The organism is Streptomyces rubellus, assembly GCF_036323805.1.
Lineage (GTDB): Bacteria > Actinomycetota > Actinomycetes > Streptomycetales > Streptomycetaceae > Streptomyces.
Genome location: NZ_JAZDCX010000008.1, coordinates 16,822 through 34,334, shown reverse-complemented (window position 1 = coordinate 34,334; position 17,513 = coordinate 16,822). Strand labels below are relative to the sequence as shown.

The following is a 17,513-nucleotide window of genomic DNA, read 5'->3' as shown; positions in this document are numbered from 1 at the left end:
CTCACACCTCCAGCACCGGCACCTGGTGCGCGGCGGCCTGCGCGGCGCCGGCGAAGGAGGCCGACTGGGCGCGGCCCTCGCGCAGCCAGGCGCGCAGGTCCTCGATGACTTCGCGCTGCGACCTGCTCAGCGGCACCGTCCTGGCCGCGGCGCGGGCGATGTCGCCGGTGGTGATGTCCCGTTCTCCGTCGGAGAACGCCTCGTACATGGCGTCCACGACGACCTGCTCCAGCTCGGCGCCGACGAATCCGTCACAGTCCCGGGCCAGCCGGTACACGTCGAACAGCTCCGGATTACGACCGCGTTTGCGCAGGTGGACGGTGATGATCTCGCGGCGCTCGGCCTCGGTGGGCAGATCGAGGAAGAACACCTCGTCGAAGCGGCCCCGGCGCAGCGTCTCCGGCGGCAGGGCGCTCACGTCATTGGCCGTGGCCACCACGAACACCGGTGCGGTCTTCTCCTGCATCCAGGTCAGGACGGTGCCGAAGACTCGCTGCGAGGTGCCCCCGTCGTGGCCGCCCGCCGCCAGCGCCTTCTCCACCTCGTCGATCCACAGCACGCACGGCGACACCGTCTCCGCCAGCCGCAGCGCCCGGCGCACCCGTTCCTCGGACTCGCCCACCAGCGAGCCGAACAGCGCGCCGACGTCCAGGCGCAGCAGCGGCAGCCGCCACAGTCCGCCGATCATCTTCGCGGTGAGGCTCTTGCCGGTGCCGGGGATGCCGATGAGCGCGATGCCCTTAGGCGCCGGCAACCGGAACTGGCGGGCGGCGTCGCTGAAGGCGCGCTCGCGCAGCCGCAGCCACTCCTTGAGCACGTCCAGGCCGCCGAGGTCGTCGGGGGTCTCCTCGGCGCTGTAGAACTCCAGCGCCTCGCTCTCCCGGATGACGGCCTTCTTCTCGGCCACCACGGCGTCGATGTCCCGGTCGTCGAGCACCTCGTCACGCACGATCGCCTTGGCGAAGGCCCGGCGGGCCTGGGCGGCGGTGAGGCCCAGCGCGGCCTGGGCCAGTCTGCTGCGGCCCGCCGGGGTCAGGGTGGACTTCACCCCCTTGGTGCTGTCGATGAGGTGGTCGAGTTCGCGGCGCAGCGCGCCGATCTCGGGCAGCGGCATCTCCACCGCCACCGCGTCGTCGGCCAGCTCGACGGGGAGGGTGCGCACCGGCGTGGTCACGATCAGGGAGGAGCCGGTGTAGACGAGTTCGTGGGCGAGGTTGCGCAGCCTCCTGCGGACCGCCGGGTCGCGTTCCCAGAAGGCGTGGAAGTCCTTGAGCACGTACAGGTCGCGGCGCTGCGGCTGCTTCAGCGCCAGCTCCTTGATCTTGACCAGCGCCTCCGGCGGGGTGGCCGCCCTGGGCATCTGCCGGCCGGAGGCGGACTCCAGGCCGTCGGCGATGTCCCAGGTGACGAGGTCGGAGGAGGGATCGCGGTCGTGGCGCACCCGGTCCAGCACATTCAATGCGCGCTGCTCCTCGACCGTGACGAGCACGATCAGCGCCACCCGGGCGCGCAGGTAGAGCCGGATCTCGTCGTGAATGCCGGTGGTGCCCACTCAGATGTCTCCCTCCGGCGCGTGCATGCCGGTGAACGTCAAGGTCGCGTCGTCCGCGACGCTGATCTCCAACTCGGGTACGCCCGACAGGTCCGCCGCGGTGTAGCGGCCGGTGCGTGCCCAGTACTCCTTGTTCGACGAGCCGCGCAGCCCCCGGGCCAGGCGCAGCCGGGCGTTGTAGCGCCCCGTGACGACCAGGTCGGCGTCGGCGACGGCGGCGGCGCGGGCCGGGTCCGCCTCGATCTCGCGGCGGGTGAACCCGGTCAGCACGATCACCGACAGGTCGCTGCGCGCTGTGAGCTCGGCGCAGAACGCGGCGATCGCGGCGGGCTGCTCCAGCGGCTCGCCGCCGGTCAGCGTCACGCCCTCCAGGTGCGCGGCGTCGGCCAGCACCTCCTCGGCCACCTCACCGACGGTGCGGACGGCGCCGTCGCCGCCTGCGGGATGGGTGCCGGGGTTGAAGCAGCCGGGACAGCCCAGGGAGCAGCCCTGGCTCCAGATGACACAGCGGATTCCGGGGCCGTTGGCGGCGCTGCGGGGCAGGACGGCGTGCAGGCGCCACGGGGTCTTCGGGCCGTTCACCCCCTCACCCCCGCCACAGGCGGTCCTGCTCTTCGTCCCCGGCCTCCTGGTACGCCTCCTCGGTGAGCTCGTGGTGCTCCACCGGTCCGCCCAGCAGCCGCACCAGGGGATCGGTGTCCTCCACACACCGCTCACCGGCGACACCCTGGACACGCATGTCCACGGTGCCGTCCGGCGAGATGACGATCTCAACGGTTTCCTCCGCCATCGACTCCGCTCTCCTTTCAGGGGCGACGGCCGCTGTGGGCCGGCCTTCCCGGTGCGGCGGACAGGCCCCGGTCCGGTTCGGGAACCGGGTTCTCCGCCGTGCCCGTCCCCGGCGCTCCCCGAGGGCCGGGGGACGGGGGACGGGGACGGATGGTGCGCGGTCCGCGATCCCGCCGGGCTCCGTACGCGCGGACCGCACGCGTTCCGGGACGGCCGCCCGGTCCCCGGCGCCGGGCGGCCCGGCGCGTCCCGCCGCCGGCGTCACGGCCGTGCCCGGCGGGAGGTCTCCGCGTCAGCGGCCCGGATCCCGCGGAGCCCGGGAAGGAGGCCGCCGCTTCCTTCGTCCCGTGACCGGCCGGTGCGGTGGCGAGCAGGCCGGGGACGCCCGGCCGGGACGGGCCGACGGCGACGGCGCCCGGCGGCGCGCCGCAGCCACGGCCGACCGCGTCCGGTACCGGTGCGGTGGTCTGCGGCGCCGGTCATCGCGTGATCAGGGGCCGGAAGGCGGCGCGTATGTCGGAGGCGGAGGCTTTGACGTACTGATCCGAGGGCGGGCCGATGTAGGCGGGGCCGTAGGTGGTGTACCTCAGGACCCGGGGACAGCTCCTGCCGTCGATCTGCACCGTACGGCCGGCCACGAGTCTCCCGGTGCGCAGCTCGTAGACCTTCACCGGTACCGCGATCTTGTGGAATGTCACGTCGGTCGGGAAGTAGCGGCTGAGTTTGTTCTCGTAGGGGCAGGTCCGCACGGCGGCGCCGTGTTTCTCCTCGCCCGCGCAGACCACCAGCACGGCCTTGGCGGCGTCGTCGGCCCGCCATGCGCGGGGGAGCCGGTCGGTGTAGGCGTCGTTGCCGTAGAACAGCGCGCGGTTGGTCTTCCCCTTGGCGTAGGGGGCGGCGCCGCTGTACTTCGCCGGGGTGGAGCAGTACTCGGGCGTGGTGCCGTCCGACTCGTCGAGAAGGCCGCGGACGGTCGCCAGTTCGAGGCTCAGGGTGGCCCGCCTGATCCCGTCGCGGGCCCTGGGCGCGAGGTGGCTGGCGGGGTAGCGGTCGACGAGCCGCTGGTAGTGGGTGCGGGCCGACTCCCAGCTCCCGCCGGCCATGAAGTCGTCGCCGCAGTCGGCGAGCGCCGTGGGCGCGGTGCGGGCGACGGCGCCGTCGTAGCGGTCCAGGGCCCTGGGGCCGGGCTCCCGTTCGCGGAGCCAGTCGGTGATCGCAACGGTGCGGCAGGCATCCCCGGTGGGCAGGCCGTCGAGGAAGCCGTCCAGTGCCTTGGCGGCCGCCTTCCCGTGGCCGGGGTCCGACAGGAGGACGGAGGCGAGGATGTCGAAGCCCGCGTCCAGCGCGTCGGTGTCGCCGGTCAGTCCGGTGGCGAGGCTGCGTTCGGCCGTCCGGATCCGGCGGCACGCCTCGGCGGCCTCGTCGCCGCGCTCGGACGCCGGGGCGTCGGCCAGACGGTGGCCGAGCCACACCTCGTCCTGGGCGGCCAGCACCCGTGCGCAGTCGCCGTCCTGACGGGCCCGGGCCACGTCGTCCTGGATCCCGGCGGCGTCGAACCGCAGGAACCCCGCGGCCAGCAGCACCGGGACCGTGACGCCGAGCGCGGCCAGGCGCTGCCCGCGCGCCGCGACGCGTGGCGCGCCCCGGCCGGCCAGGATCCGGCCGTGCGCGACGACGGCCGCCCACCACAGGAGCAGGACGGCCTGCCACCACACCTGGGCGGTCCGGACGGCGGCGGCGAGGAGCACGACGGTGCCCGCCGCGTTGGCGGCGGCGAGTCCGCGCCGGCCCAGTAACAGGTAGCCGACGCCGAGCAGGGAGGCGTTGCCGAAGGCCACGGCCAGCGGATCGTAAATCCGGGGCCCGGGTGGCGGCACGGGCTCCGGCACGGCGTGCAGCGGGTGGATCATCCTGAACCTTTCCTGTCGCGGAACGGCTGGAACGTTCCGCGTCGTTCGCTTCCGTTTCCGGGAGGGCCCGAAGGCGGGAGCGCTTGCGACGCCGGGCAGGGTGTCCCGTCCCGCCGGAGGGCGGGGGACTCTCCCGGACCGCGCCGCGGTCCGTCGGCGCCGCCGCGAGGAGGGAGCCGCTCAGTCCGCGCGGGTGGGCCTGAGCACCGCGCTGACCCCCTCGCCGTGCGGAGCCCCGGTGCCGGGAGCGCCGCCGGTCCCGGTCACCCCGCGCGGCGCCGCCGCCGTTCCCGGGAGCGGCAGGAGAGCGGGGACGGCGGGCGGCACAGGGCGCACCCCGGCAGTGGTCCGGCAGGCCCCGGCCGCGGGCGGGGCGCAGGTGCGGGGCGGTACCGCGGCCACGGCGTGGACGCGCGTGGCGGCTTTCGGTGGTGGTGGGGTCATGTCACCGCACACAAGCGGCTGTGTGGTTGTTCAGCAACCCGGCACGGGCCGTGAACAATGTTCCCCCTCCGGAACCGGTGCGGAATTCTCCGCCGTGCCGCTCCACGCCGCGCGCGGGCCGGCCCCGCGGATCAGCGAAGAATCGTTTCGCTTGCCGAGCCGCACGCCGATTGCCTACCGTGAGCGGCATAGCACGGAGAGACATCACGGGGGTGGGGATGGGGCGCCGCGAGGCCAGGCTCGATCCGAGCGCGGGACCGGTGGAACGGTTCGCGCTCGACCTGCGCAAACTGCGTCAGGAAGCCGACGGGCCCACCTACCGCGTGATGGCCGGGCGGGTCGGCTACTCGGTCACCGCGCTCTCCCAGGCCGCAGCCGGAAACCGGCTGCCGACGCTCGCGGTCACGCTCGCCTACGTACGGGCCTGCGGCGGAGACACCGCCGAGTGGGAGCAGCGGTGGCGCGAGGCGGACCGGGAGGCGAGAGCCCGCTCGCAGGACGAGGAGGAGAAAGAGGAGCCGCCGTACCGGGGCCTGGCCCGGTTCGAACCGGACGACGCCCCGCTGTTCTTCGGCCGCGACCGGCTCGCCGACCGGCTCGCCGACCTCACCCGGCACCACCGGTTCACCGCTGTCTTCGGACCGTCCGGCAGCGGCAAGTCCTCGCTGCTGCGCGCCGGACTGATCCCCCGGCTGCGGCAGGCCGGGGACGACGGACCACGCCCGGCGGCCGTGCGGATCATCACCCCGGGCACCGACCCCGTGGCCGCCCACGGCACCCGGCTCGCGCCCCGGCCCGACGCCGACGGCGACACCTGGCTGATCATCGACCAGTTCGAGGAGCTGTACACGGTCTGCCGCGATCCCGCGGTGCGGGCCGCTTTCCTCGACCGGCTGCTGGAAGCCCGGGAGCACGACAGCCGACTGCGGGTGGTCATCGCGGTGCGGGCCGACTTCCTCGGACGGTGCGCCGAGCACGCCGGACTCACCGCCGCCCTGCAGGACGCCACCTTGCTGACCGGCCCGATGAGCCGTGAGGAACTGCGGGAGGCGATCGTCAGACCGGCCGCCGCCGCTGGACTCCAGGTGGAACGCTCCCTGACCAACCGCCTCCTGGAGGAGGCCGAAGGCGAACCGGGCGCGCTGCCCCTGATGTCCCACGCGCTGCTGGAGACCTGGCGGCACCGCCGGGGGCGCACGCTGACACAGGAGGCGTACGACGCGGCCGGCGGTCTGCACGGCGCCGCCGCCCGCACCGCCGAGGAAGTCTTCGCCCGTCTAACCGGCACCCAGGCCGACCTCGCCCGGCGACTGCTGCTGCGGCTGGTCGCACCCGGCGACGGCACACCCGACACCCGCCGTCCCGCCACCCGCACCGAACTGGGCCTCGGCGACCCGCACGATGTCGCCACCGTCCTGGAACACCTGGCCGGAGCCCGGCTGCTCACCCTCTCCGACGGCACGGTCGACCTCGCCCACGAGGCCCTCATCGATGCCTGGCCGAGACTGCGCGGATGGATCGACGCCGAGCGCGACAGGCTGCGCGTCCACCGCCGGCTCACCGAGGCCGCACACGGCTGGGAGGACCTCGGCCGCGACCCCGGCGCCCTCTACCAGGGCAGCCGGCTCGTCATGGCGGCGGAGGCGTTCCCCGAGACCGGCCGCCGCGACGACCTCACCCCGGTGGAACAGGAGTTCCTCTCCGCCTCGGTGCGGCAGCAGCGCCGCGCCGCCGCGCGGCGCCGGACCGTGACCGCGGCTCTCGCCGCCCTTCTCCTGCTGACCTCGGTCACCGCCGCCGTCGCCTTCCAGCAGCGGACCATCGCCCGGGCCGAGCGCAACACCGCCGTCCTCCACCAGGTCACCGCGAAGGCCGACGAGCTGCGCGGCGTCCAGTCCTCACTCTCCGCCCGGCTCGGCCTCACCGCCTACCGCATGCGGCAGACCCCCGAACTCCGCACCAGACTGATATCCGACGCCCACACCGCACTGTCGGCCCCCCTGACCGGGCACACCGACATCGTCACCTCGGTGGCGTACAGCCCGGACGGCAGGATCCTGGCCAGTGCCGGGTACGACGCGGCGGTGCGGCTGTGGGACGTCCGCCGCCCCGACCGCCCCGAGCCGCTGGACCGGCCCCTGACCGGACACAAGGGCCCCGCCCGCTCGGTGACGTTCAGTCCCGACGGAAAGACCCTGGCCACCACGGGACTCGACGGCACGGTACGGCTGTGGAACGTCGGCGGACCGGGCCGCCCCACGACACCGGGCAGAACACTGACCGGACACCGGGGACCGGTCATCTCCGCCTCGTTCAGCCCCGACGGAAAAATCCTGGCCAGCGGCAGCGACGACGCGACAGTGCGGCTGTGGGACATCAGCGAGCCGACGCACCCGCGCCCCCTGGGCAGGCTCCCGGGCACCCACGGGCGCGGCGTGCGGTCGGTGGCGTTCGCCCCGGACGGCAGGACGCTGGCCAGTGCCGGGTACGACGCGGTGGTGCGGCTGTGGGACATCGCCGATCCACGGCGCCCCCGGCCGCTGGGCGAACCCCTGACCGGCCACGACGCCCCCGTCTGGTCGGTGGCGTTCGCCCCGGACGGCAGGACGCTGGCCAGTGCCGGGTACGACGCGGCGGTGCGGCTGTGGGACATCGCCGATCCACGGCGCCCCCGGCCGCTGGGCGAACCCCTGACCGGCCACGACGCCCCCGTCACCTCCGTGGCGTTCGCCCCGGACGGCAAGACACTGGCCAGCACTGGCCAGGACGACGCGGTGCGGCTGTGGAACGTCGCCAACCCCGCCTACCCCCAGCCGCTGGGCGAACCCCTGACCGACCACACCGACGGCGTCTGGACCGTGGCGTTCAGCCCCGACGGGACCGCCCTGGCCAGCGGCGGCCAGGACCGCACAGTACGGCTGTGGCAACCTCCCCCCACCCGGCTGACCGGCCACACCAACCCCGTGAACTCCGTCGCGTTCAGCCCGGACGGACTCCTGCTGGCGAGCGCCAGCAGCGACGACCACATGGTGCGGCTGTGGACCACGCGCGACCCCGCGCGTCCGGCACTGATCGGCCGGCCGCTGAAAGCCCACCGCGACGACATCACCTCAGTGGCCTTCGCGCCTCGCGGAAGGATCCTCGCCACCGCGAGCCAGGACCGCACGGTGCGGCTGTGGGACATCAGCCGACCCACCCGCCCCCGCCCCCTGACCGCACCCCTGGACGGCCGGGGCGGCGCCCTCCTCTCCGTGGCCTTCTCACCCGACGGGCGCCTCCTCGCCACCGCGGGGGAGGACCGTACGGTGCGGCTGTGGGACATCAGCCGCACCGGCAGCCCCCGGCCCCTGCCCGGGCCGGGGGACATCCACCGCGACGACATCCACGCGGTGGCCTTCGCACCCCGCGGGAAAATCCTGGCCACTGCCGGCGACCAGGACACGGTGCGGCTGTGGGACGTGCGCCGGCCCGGCCGCCCCGAGCCCCTGGGCGAGCCGCTGACCGGACACAAAGGACCCCTCCACGCAGTCGCCTTCTCACCCGACGGGCGCCTCCTCGCCACCGCGGGGGAGGACCGTACGGTGCGGCTGTGGGACGTACGCCGGCCCGGCCGCCCCGAACCCCTGGGCGGACCACTGACCGGGCATAAGGGGCCCGTCCGCGCGGTGGCCTTCTCGCCCGACGGAACCACCCTGGCCAGCGGGTCCGGCGATCACACGGTGCGGCTGTGGAATACCGGCCGGCCCGGCCGCCCCGAACCCCTGGGCGAGCCGCTGACCGGCCACCTCGGGACCGTCACCTCGGTGGCGTTCGCTCCCGGCGGCCGGACCCTGGCCAGCGGGAGCTACGACGTCACGGCACAGGTGTGGCGGCTGGACGCGGAGCAGGCGGCCCGGCGCATCTGCTCCGTCACCGGCGACTCCCTCACCCGGCGGCAGTGGGAGCGGTACGTGGCCGGGGCGCCCTACTCCGCCCCCTGCGGATGACCACCCGCAGGGGGCGCCCCGGCACGGTCCTCAGCCCGACACCAGCCGCAGCACCGCGGCGCGATCGGCACTCCATCCGGCCATCTGGATCAAAAGGGCTCCCGGCTCCGGATCGGGCGGCTCGGGGACGCCGCCGGCGTCGCAGGCCGTGGAAGTGACACCACCGCCGCCCGGGGAGAAGCTGAGGACGGTGCCGCAGCCCTTGAGGGTGCCGGAGCCCGTGGCGCCGTCCGCCGTGACGATCTCGAACGTGAGCTCATGGCCGGGTTTCACCCCCTTCACGGAGAAGGTGCCACCGCCCACGGTGATGTCGACCGGCCGGGCGACGGCCACCTCGCAGGTGCCGTCCGCGCAGGCCGAGTAACGCGTGCCGTCGGAGGCGGTGGGCTTGGGCGCCGGCGGGGACGAAGTGGCCGACGGGGTGCCCGTAGGGGCGGGCCGGCTCGTTCCGGCCCGCGTGGTGGCCCCGCCGGCCGGGGTCTCGCCGCCGTCCGCCCCTTCCCCCGCGGGCCCGGAGCCGCATCCGGCCGCCAGCAGCGCTGCCAGAAGAACGCCTACGGCCACCCGAGGCGGCCACGGCCCGGAACGGGGAGATACGGGGTCACTCACAGGGGCTCCTGATGTCGGCATGGTTCGAGTCATCGGTTCCGTCGTCCGTGTCGGCGAGCATCGTGGACACACGGGACAGAGCACGGAGCCGGACGCGCAACTCCGGCCCCCGCCCCGGGGCACCGACGGCGCAGACCCACCGGCCCGGCACACACTCCGGCTCCGGGCGCCCACGGAACTCCCGCTCCCTCCCGCGCGCACCGCCCATCGGGAAACGGGGCGGCTGGAAGCCCGTCGGCGGCTCCCCGCAGTTTCAAGCCAAGCGCGTCCCGGGTTGTTCAGCAGCTCCTCACGCCGGATGAACAACCGGCCCCGGCACGGGTCCTTCAGGGCGCGTAGAGCGGGCCGTTGGGCGAGCTTGGCCTGCTTGGGGCGGCGCCCACGCTCGTAGGCGGCTGCATCGGCCGAGGCGGCTCGGTAGCGGTCCCGGCCGCCGTTGCGGGCGATCTCACGAGAGACGGTCGACGGGGATCGGCCCAGCCGCTCGGCCAGTTGCCGGGCCGATTCCCCGGCGGCGATGCCGCGGGAGATCTCCTCGCGCTCGCTGCCGCTCAGATGTCGCTCTGAACGCGTCTGCGGGGTGAGGCGGCCGCCGCCGCTCTGGTACAGGAACCGGCGAGCGCTCTGCGTCGGTGCCCCGAGTGCCCGCCCGATCAAGCTGAACGACTGCCCCTCGCGCCAGCGTCTCCAGATCTCGTCCTGCTGAGCTGGCGAAAACCCGTAGCCACGCACCTGTGCCTCCACGATGACATGATCATCCGAAGGTGGTGCGTTGATCACTTGAGGGTGCCATCGTTTACCGACATGCGCCGCTGAGTGGAGGCGTCGCGGATGGTGAGCATTGCGCGCCAGTGTCAACTTTCCGGCTTCGGGTCAGGCCGGCGGGCCGGGGTGTATCTGGCGAGCATGGTCTGGACGGCCTGTTCGACGGCGTCGTGGATGTCGGAGGCTGCGGGGTTCCAGTCGGGCAGCAGCATGCGCGGCCACAGGACGTAGTTGGCGATCATGCCGAGGAACTGGTTTGCGGCGCTCGCGGCGTCCGGGACGTCAGCGTTGCCCGCCTCGTGCTCGGATTCCAAGTAGTGCTGAACAGAGGTGAAGTAGGGCAGTTTGCCGAGCTGGAACTGCATCCGTCCCAGTTCGGGGAAACGAGGCAGTTCGGCGATGACGATCCGGAACAGGGCTGTCATGCCGGGCTGGCCGACCAGGTCGGCATAGCGGTGGCCGATAGTTGTCAGTCCGGAGCGCAGATCTCCGGTCTGTGGCCGCGCGGCAGCGTCGCCGGCGTCACGCTGCCAGGACTCGGTGACGATGGCCTCGAAGAGTGCCGCCTTGGTGGGGAACCGCTTGAACAGGGTGGACTTCGAGACCCCGGCCGCTTCGGCGATCCGGGCTAGTGAGGTGCCGTCGTAGCCACGATCCAGGAACAGTTCTGTGGCCGCGGTGGTGATCGCCTCGCGTTTCTGCTGAGCGAGTCTGCGGTGGTATGCGGAGAGTTCTGCTGCCATGCGGACAGTATGCCGCAGACCCGAGGCGAGTCACTTGACTCGCTTCGGTAGTCCTGCTTACGGTACGGGAGCAAGGCGAGTCGAGTGACTCGCATCCTATCTGTGGCGCCCGGCGAATTCCGGTAGCCGCGCGGTGGAGGAACAGTTCATGACGATCGACAAGATCGCTTTGGTGACCGGTGCGAATCGCGGCCTCGGACGCGGCGCGGCCATCGCTCTGGCCACACGCGGGGTGCGGGTCTTGGTCACCCACCGCGGTGATGCGGCCGGGGCTGAGAAGACGGTGGAACAGGTGCAGGCGGTGGGTGGGACTGCCGCTGTTCTCCGGCTCGACATCAGCGACGTCTCCTCTTTCGCGTCCTTCACCTCCGAACTGAGCGAGCAGCTGGAGCGTTGGGGCACTTCGCGGCTCGACATCTTGGTCAACAACGCGGGAGTGGGGATCTTCGGACCGCTGGAGGACGTCACGATCGACGACTTCGACACGGTGATGGGCACCAACGTCCGGGGCACGTTCTTCCTCATCCAGTCACTTGTGCCGCTGCTGGCCCAGGGCGGCCGCGTCATCAACGTCTCGACGTCACTGACCCGCCACACCAGCCCCGCCACCTCGGTCTACTCCGCCTCGAAGGCCGCCGTCGAAGCCCTGAGCCGCACCCTCGCCGCAGAACTCGGCCCGCGCGGCATCCGGGTCAACTCCATCGCCCCGGGGCCGACCGCCACCGATTTCAACGGTGGAGCGATGCGGGACGACGCCGAGATGCGCCGGGTTCTGGCCGGACAGACCGCGCTCGGCCGCGTCGGCGAACCTGAGGAGATCGGCGACGCCATCGCCACGCTGGCCTCCGAGGGCCTGCGCTGGGTCACCGCCCAGCGAATCGAGGTCTCCGGCGGCGCCCTCCTCTGAGCGACCGAGCGACGGCCTGTAGAGACGCAGGCAGCGACGGACCCGACTCACTCCCAGCCGGTCTCGTCCTCGTCCAGCTCCGGCGCATCAGGGTCCCGAAGCGGGCGCAGGACGCCGGCGGCGGGGGTCGAGGCGGTGAAGCTGTAGCGGCCGAGCAGGTCCAGGTTGCGGTGCTTGAGCGGGGAGAGCCGGGCGATGTCCTCCTCGCGGAGTTCGTGGCCCTCAGCCTGGAGCTGGGCGACGGCGGCGTCGATGTAGCGCGTCGTCCAGAGCACGATGGCGTTGAGGACCAGACCGAGCGCGCCGAGCTGGTCCTCCATGCCGTCGCGGTACGCCTGGTGGATGGTGCCGCGCTTGCCATGGCACACAGCGCGGGCGAGCTTGTGGCGGGACTCCTGCACGGTGAGCTGGCGGTTCATTTGCCGGCGGTAGGTGTCGTCGACCGGGTCGACCACGCGGAGCAGGTGTTCGGTCCTGGCGATGCGCCCGTATTCGGCGAACGCCTGCCCCAGCGGGGTGGGGCGTCCCTCGCGGCCGAACATCCGCAGCAGGTCGTAGGCACGGACCTGGTTGGTGACCAGGGAGCCGGCGACCTTCAGCATGTCCGGCCAGTGCGTGATCACCTTGTTCAGGTTGACCCCGTTACGGGCCAGGTCCTCCAGCACTCCGTACATTCCGGTCTCCACCCTGGGCATGGTCGCGCGCCAGAACCGCTGTTCGTCCAGGTCCCGGAACCGCGGGCTGAAGTTGCAGCCGAGGATCTTGAACAGGCCGAACACCATGTCGGAGTAGGAGGCGTTGTCGGTCGCCACCATCTCGGGCTTGACTCCGCCGTCGAGGTTCAGCAGCGCGTCCAGGACGTGCAGGCAGTCGCGCGGGGTGCCGGGCACGACCATCTGCCCGATGCCTGCGACCTGGTCGTTGACGGCATTGAGCCAGGTGATACCGCGCTTGAAGCCGAAGTACTTCGGTGACGACGCCGAGCTGATCGTGCGCACGGGGGCGACGAACCGCAGGCCGTCGACCGAGGTGAGTAGTCCGTTGCCCCAGAACTGCACGATGGGCACCTGGGCTTGGGCCTCGATCAGCTTCGCGTTTGCTGCGGTGATGGTGTCGGCGCGCAGGTAGTACCGGTCGACGTGGACGAGTCGGGCCCGGGTGAGGGCCTCGTGCGCCGGGTTCACTACCGGGGTCAGGCCGATGTTGCACGCCTCCGGCACGAGCAGGGCGACGAGGGAGGTGGCCAGGTCGTCCGCGTCGGCGGCCGGCGCAGCCGCTCCAGCTCCGAGAACCGCGAGCCCTCCGGCGTCGTCAGCGTCTCCACCAGATCGCCGGGCAGCGCCGCATCCACGCGGCGGGCGGCTCCCGAGACGGTGGCGTGCAGCCGCTTGTCCGCGACCGTCCGGGCCTCCGACACCTGCCGGGCCAGCACGCTCACCCCCGGCAGCACCCGGTTGCGGCGCAGCCACCCCACCGCGTTGCCGAACAGCGCCTTCGGCCCCTCGGCGTGCGTCCACGCCCGCCCGTGCAGGAACGTACGGAACCGCCGAGACCACTCCGAGTCCTCGTACTCGTGGTACTCGTAGGCGTCCTGGATCTCCCACGCGTGCTCGTAGGCCGTCTTCAGCCGCTCGGTGTACCGCTTCACCACCGACGGGTCCTCGATGCCGAGCTGCGCGGCCAAGTGCTCGACCACCGACCACGGGGCGTCGAGTGGATCGCCCGGGAGGAACCGGCTGATGCAGCGCGCGGTGCACATCTGGAGCGCGAAGCCCAGTTGGTGATGCGTGGAGCGCCGCAACGCAATCAGATCGCGGTCGACGTCGTCCAGGAAGAAGAACCGCTCCAGCTCAGGGCGGGTCGGCTCCTCGGCGAACTTCCCGTATGCCTCAGCCTCATCATCAGTCAAGAACTCCACAGGCATAACCCGCAAATTAGGACCAACCATCAGACGGGCCACCCGGAGCGATCAAACCATTACAAGACCCCCATCCCTCCGACGCCATCTCCACCGGAACCGCCAGTGGCGGTAACGCCTGCCCCGACGGCTCGCTAACGCCACTGACGGTTCGGTTGCTGCTCAAGCCCCGAGGCTCTCCCACCACCAGCGGCCATCGGGCCAGGCCAGCAACCACTCCGGATTACGCGCAGGACTTCAGGTGAGCCGCTTACTGATCTTTAACTGGTGTTGTCGGTCAGAGTGGATCGAGCGTGAGGCCGGTCCCGGCGAGGCATCCGTCGATGACATCGGACCGGTACTGGAGCGATTTCAGTTTGCTCTTCACCTCGCGGAGGAGTTCGTCGGAGGTCTGGGCGGCGAGATTGCCGAGATCACGCTTCAGGAGGGACCAGATGCCTTCTTGCGGGTTGAGGTCGGGTGCGCAGGGCGGCAGTTGGACCGCGGTCAGCCAGTCGGCCGTTTCGATGAACTCCCGTAATACTCCAGCTGTAGATCGTGATCTTCATGTCTGGGATGCGGCTTGCCGCCGGTAGTGACTGGTGCGTGATCGTGCCTGGTGGCGGCGGCGCCAGTCGCCCGGCCGAGAGCTTCTGCCAGGCCCGCTTCGGCACCTTCTTCACCAGGGCATCGGCGCGGAACTTGCCTGCCCCGGTGGGCACTTCCGCCGAGCAGGCCACTGCGAGGACATAGCCGATGCCGCGTTCCTCCAGAGCCGTACGGAGTCTTGGGTTGCCGCCGTAGACCCTCGTCCCCGGTGACCCAACCGACGTGGTGCCCGGCGTCCAGGAACCGTTCGATCATCGTGCGGGCCAGTTCCGGCTTGGTCGCGAAGACGGTGTCCCCGCCGAGTCCGGCTGCCCGGCAGCGGTCCGGGTCGCACGTCCAGGAGCGCGGGATGTACAGCTCCCGGTCCACTGCGGCGTGCCCGCGCTCTCCGGCGTAGACGAGGTGGACCGTGACCTGGGAGTTCTCGATCCGGCCCGCAGTGCCGGTGTACTGGCGCTGGACCCCGACCGTGTGGGTGCCCTTCTTCACGTCACCGGTCTCGTCGACAACCAGGACCGCAGCATCGTCATAGAGGTGCTCGACGACGTATTCGCGCACGTCGTCGCGGACGCCATCGGCATCCCAGACGGCTCGGCACAGCAGATGCTGCATGCCGTGCGGGCTGGTCTCCCCGGCCCACTCCGCGATCGTCCAGCAGTTCTTGCGCGGCAGGTCCGACAGCAGGCCCAGCACCAACCGCCCGGCCCGCATCCGTGGTTCGACCCGGGCGAACCGGCCGGTGATCCGTCCCAAGGCCACCTCGAACGCCTCCCGCCAGCGGACGGGATCTGTGCTGTGACCTGCGGCCACCGTCTCATCGTTACTCCACACAAGTCACGATGATCAACGGTGGCCGCACCCGTCTCCGCACCGGCCCCGACCAGCAAGATCACGATCTACAGCTGGAGTACTAACAGTCGTCTCAGGTTCGCTCGGTAGGGAGTAGGCATCCAGATAAGCGATGCAACCCGTATGTAGGAGGCTAGTGATGGCAGTCAACGCAGCGCCGTCCGGGGAAGCGCCGGCCGGTCGGTTGGCAGGCCGGTGGGTGCCGTGGTTGGTGATTGGCTTGTGGGTGGTGCTGGCGGCGGGCGTGGTGCCGCTGAGCGGAAAGTTGAGCTCGGTCACCACCGACAGCGCCGTAGACACCCTGCCGGCCAGTGCCGAGTCCACCAAGGTGGCGGTGCTGGACGACAGTCTCCCCGGCGGTGACAACAACACGTTCGTCTTCGTGTACCACCGCGCCGGCGGCATGACCGACGCCGACCGCGCGACGGTCGAGCGCCACTACAACACCCTCGCCAAGCGGTACCCGCCGAAGGCGACGGCGGCGGCCGGCGAGGACGACGAGGGCTCACCGACGAGCCTCTCCACCGACCGCAAGGCGATGATGTTCACCCTCGAGGTGAGCACGGCCTACGGCGCACCGGAGGAGATCGTCGGCCCGTTGCGTGACGCCGCGAAGGACCGCCCCTCCGGCCTGGAACTCGACGTGACCGGCCCGGGCGCGATCGACGGCGACATGGATGCCGTCTTCGACGGCATCGACGTGCAGGTCCTCCTCACCACCATCGTCGTCGTCACGCTCCTGCTCATCCTCACCTACCGCAGCCCGGTGTTGTGGATCATCCCGCTGGTGGCCGTCGGCGCGGCCGCACTGACCTCGATGGGGACCGTCTACCTGCTCGTCAAGGGCTTCGGCATCGTGGTCAACGACCAGAACTCGGCGCTGCTGACGATCCTGGTATTCGGCGTCGGCACGGACTACGCGCTGTTGCTCATCGCTCGATATCGGGAGGCACTGCACCACCATGAGAACGTCCGGGTCGCGATGGTCCACGCGCTACGCGGCGCGGCGCCGGCCATCGTCGCGTCCGCGGCCACCGTGGTCGCCGGCCTGCTCTGCCTGCTCGTCGCGGACCTGAACAGCACCAGCGGCTTGGGCCCGATCGGTGCGGCCGGCATCCTGTGCGCGCTGGTGGCCATGCTGACGCTGTTCCCGGCGGTGCTCGTGGTGCTCGGCAGGCGGATCTTCTGGCCGGCCATCCCGCGGTTCAGCACGGCCGTGGAGGAGAAGCCGGGGCTGTGGGGACGGCTCGGCACCGCCATCAGCCGCCGCCGGTGGGTGGCGACGCTCAGCTCGCTCGGAGTCCTCGGCGTGCTCGCCCTCGGGCTGGCGGGCAACACCAACGCCCTGCGGGAGCAGGACCAGTTCCTGTCCGCGCCGGAGTCGGTCACCGGCTTCACCGTTCTCCGCCAGCACTTCCCGGAGCTCGGCGGCCAGCCGATGACGATCTTCACGCGGCCGGCGTACCAGGAGCGGGTGCTCGACATCGTCAAGGACACTCGCGGTGTGGCCCAGGCCATCCCGGAGCAGACCAGCGATGACTGGGCCAACATCTCCGTGTTCCCGAAGGACGCGCCGGACACCGCCGCAGAGTACGACACGATCAAGCGGGTGCGCACCGCCGTGCACGCGGTGAGCGGGGCGGAGGCGATCGTCGGCGGGCCGAGTGCGGAGAACCTCGACACCGAGGTGACCACCAAGCGCGACGAGAAGCTGGTGATCCCGCTGGTGCTCACCGTCGTCCTGATCGTCCTCGGGCTGCTGCTGCGCGCGATCCTGGCCCCGCTGGTCCTGATGGCCACCGTGATCGTCTCATTCGCCGCAGCCTTCGGCGGCAGCGTGTTCGTCTTCGACACGATCCTCGGGTTCAAGGGTATCGACTACTCGGTGCCGTTGCTGGCATTCCTGTTCCTGGTGGCGCTCGGCATCGACTACAACATCTTCCTGACCAGCCGGGCCCGGGAGGAGACCGTGCGTCTCGGCACCAGAGAGGGCATGCTCAAAGCCCTCTCGGCCACCGGTGGCGTCATCACCTCGGCAGGCCTGGTCCTGGCGGCCACGTTCGCGGTCCTCGTCACACTTCCGCTGGTGATGCTGATCGAGGTCGGGTTCCTGGTCGCCTTCGGCGTGCTGCTCGACGCCCTGCTGGTGCGGTCGGTCCTGGTGCCCGCCCTCACCTTGCTGATCGGCCGGCGGATGTGGTGGCCGAGCCGGCTGGCCCGTCCAGCGGCGGAGCCGCCGGACGGTCAACAGCCGCTCGCCGACGACGGGGAGCCCGCGCTGCAACGGTGAGCGCGGCGGCACGGACGAGATCCGGGATGGGGACCCAGGCCCGTCCCGGATCTTTTTTCACGGGCCCGACGGTCGCCGCCCTTTGGTCCTGCGCCACGCGCCGGGGCTGGGGTCGGCGCATCGCGGTGTCCTGCCCCGACGGTGAGCCGCGCGGGGCCATGCC

The 17,513-nt window shown here is 71.6% G+C and carries 9 protein-coding genes and 4 pseudogenes; 3 read left to right on the top strand and 10 right to left on the bottom strand.

The features are described from left to right. Position 1: 1 nt before the first annotated feature. The 4 genes from V1L54_RS11365 to V1L54_RS11350 form a co-directional block, all read right to left on the bottom strand. The gene (locus tag V1L54_RS11365; protein WP_330117814.1) at positions 2 to 1,552 is read right to left on the bottom strand and encodes a Ycf46 family AAA ATPase; all 1,551 of its coding nucleotides are present in this window, start codon (positions 1,550 to 1,552) and stop codon (positions 2 to 4) included. Then, entirely contained in the window at positions 1,553 to 2,134 is a 582-nt protein-coding gene (locus tag V1L54_RS11360) for a 4Fe-4S cluster-binding domain-containing protein (RefSeq protein ID WP_330117813.1), read from the bottom strand. A 4-nt stretch (positions 2,135 to 2,138) separates the two neighbouring features. After that, positions 2,139 to 2,342, bottom strand: a complete 204-nt coding sequence (locus tag V1L54_RS11355; protein ID WP_330117812.1) for a DUF2997 domain-containing protein — start codon at positions 2,340 to 2,342, stop codon at positions 2,139 to 2,141. A 478-nt stretch (positions 2,343 to 2,820) separates the two neighbouring features. Further along, the gene (locus V1L54_RS11350; RefSeq protein WP_330117811.1) at positions 2,821 to 4,251 is read right to left on the bottom strand and encodes a tetratricopeptide repeat protein; all 1,431 of its coding nucleotides are present in this window, start codon (positions 4,249 to 4,251) and stop codon (positions 2,821 to 2,823) included. Between the two features lie 662 nt (positions 4,252 to 4,913). On the opposite strand from V1L54_RS11350, the gene V1L54_RS11345 reads away from it, so the two are divergent. Next, on the top strand, positions 4,914 to 8,681 hold the full coding sequence (locus V1L54_RS11345; protein WP_330117810.1) for an nSTAND1 domain-containing NTPase: 3,768 nt from the start codon (positions 4,914 to 4,916) through the stop codon (positions 8,679 to 8,681). A gap of 30 nt (positions 8,682 to 8,711) precedes the next feature. Here the strand turns inward: V1L54_RS11345 and V1L54_RS11340 are convergent, their stop codons facing one another. The 3 genes and pseudogenes from V1L54_RS11340 to V1L54_RS11330 form a co-directional block, all read right to left on the bottom strand. After that, the gene (locus V1L54_RS11340; protein ID WP_330117989.1) at positions 8,712 to 9,245 is read right to left on the bottom strand and encodes a hypothetical protein; all 534 of its coding nucleotides are present in this window, start codon (positions 9,243 to 9,245) and stop codon (positions 8,712 to 8,714) included. 372 nt (positions 9,246 to 9,617) lie between these two features. Then, positions 9,618 to 10,022: pseudogene (locus V1L54_RS11335) on the bottom strand (helix-turn-helix domain-containing protein); the annotation flags it as partial. Positions 10,023 to 10,144: 122 nt separating this feature from the next. Then, positions 10,145 to 10,798 carry a TetR/AcrR family transcriptional regulator gene (locus V1L54_RS11330; protein WP_330117809.1) on the bottom strand — a complete coding sequence of 218 codons (654 nt, stop codon included), beginning with the start codon at positions 10,796 to 10,798 and terminating at the stop codon, positions 10,145 to 10,147. Positions 10,799 to 10,946: 148 nt separating this feature from the next. Here V1L54_RS11330 and V1L54_RS11325 point away from each other — a divergent pair, with 148 nt between their 5' ends. Next, entirely contained in the window at positions 10,947 to 11,705 is a 759-nt protein-coding gene (locus V1L54_RS11325; RefSeq protein ID WP_330117808.1) for an SDR family NAD(P)-dependent oxidoreductase, read from the top strand. A gap of 47 nt (positions 11,706 to 11,752) precedes the next feature. Here the strand turns inward: V1L54_RS11325 and V1L54_RS11320 are convergent. From V1L54_RS11320 to V1L54_RS11310, 3 pseudogenes are all read right to left on the bottom strand, one after another. Next, positions 11,753 to 13,629, bottom strand: a pseudogene (locus V1L54_RS11320) (Tn3 family transposase). Between the two features lie 271 nt (positions 13,630 to 13,900). Continuing rightward, positions 13,901 to 14,143 (bottom strand): annotated as a pseudogene (locus V1L54_RS11315) (transposase); the annotation flags it as partial. A 97-nt stretch (positions 14,144 to 14,240) separates the two neighbouring features. Next, positions 14,241 to 14,964 (bottom strand): annotated as a pseudogene (locus tag V1L54_RS11310) (IS701 family transposase); the annotation flags it as partial. Positions 14,965 to 15,199: 235 nt separating this feature from the next. Here V1L54_RS11310 and V1L54_RS11305 point away from each other — a divergent pair. Beyond that, positions 15,200 to 17,350: an MMPL family transporter gene (locus tag V1L54_RS11305; protein WP_330117807.1), complete on the top strand. Its 2,151-nt coding sequence runs from the start codon at positions 15,200 to 15,202 to the stop codon at positions 17,348 to 17,350. The last annotated feature ends 163 nt before the right edge of the window (positions 17,351 to 17,513 follow it).

Coding starts and splice junctions, on each gene's coding strand:
- V1L54_RS11330 (WP_330117809.1), bottom strand. CDS start 10,798: ATGGCAGCAGAACTCTCCGCATACCACCGCAGACTCGCTCAGCAGAAA.
- V1L54_RS11350 (WP_330117811.1), bottom strand. CDS start 4,251: ATGATCCACCCGCTGCACGCCGTGCCGGAGCCCGTGCCGCCACCCGGG.
- V1L54_RS11305 (WP_330117807.1), top strand. CDS start 15,200: ATGGCAGTCAACGCAGCGCCGTCCGGGGAAGCGCCGGCCGGTCGGTTG.
- V1L54_RS11345 (WP_330117810.1), top strand. CDS start 4,914: ATGGGGCGCCGCGAGGCCAGGCTCGATCCGAGCGCGGGACCGGTGGAA.
- V1L54_RS11325 (WP_330117808.1), top strand. CDS start 10,947: ATGACGATCGACAAGATCGCTTTGGTGACCGGTGCGAATCGCGGCCTC.
- V1L54_RS11355 (WP_330117812.1), bottom strand. CDS start 2,342: ATGGCGGAGGAAACCGTTGAGATCGTCATCTCGCCGGACGGCACCGTG.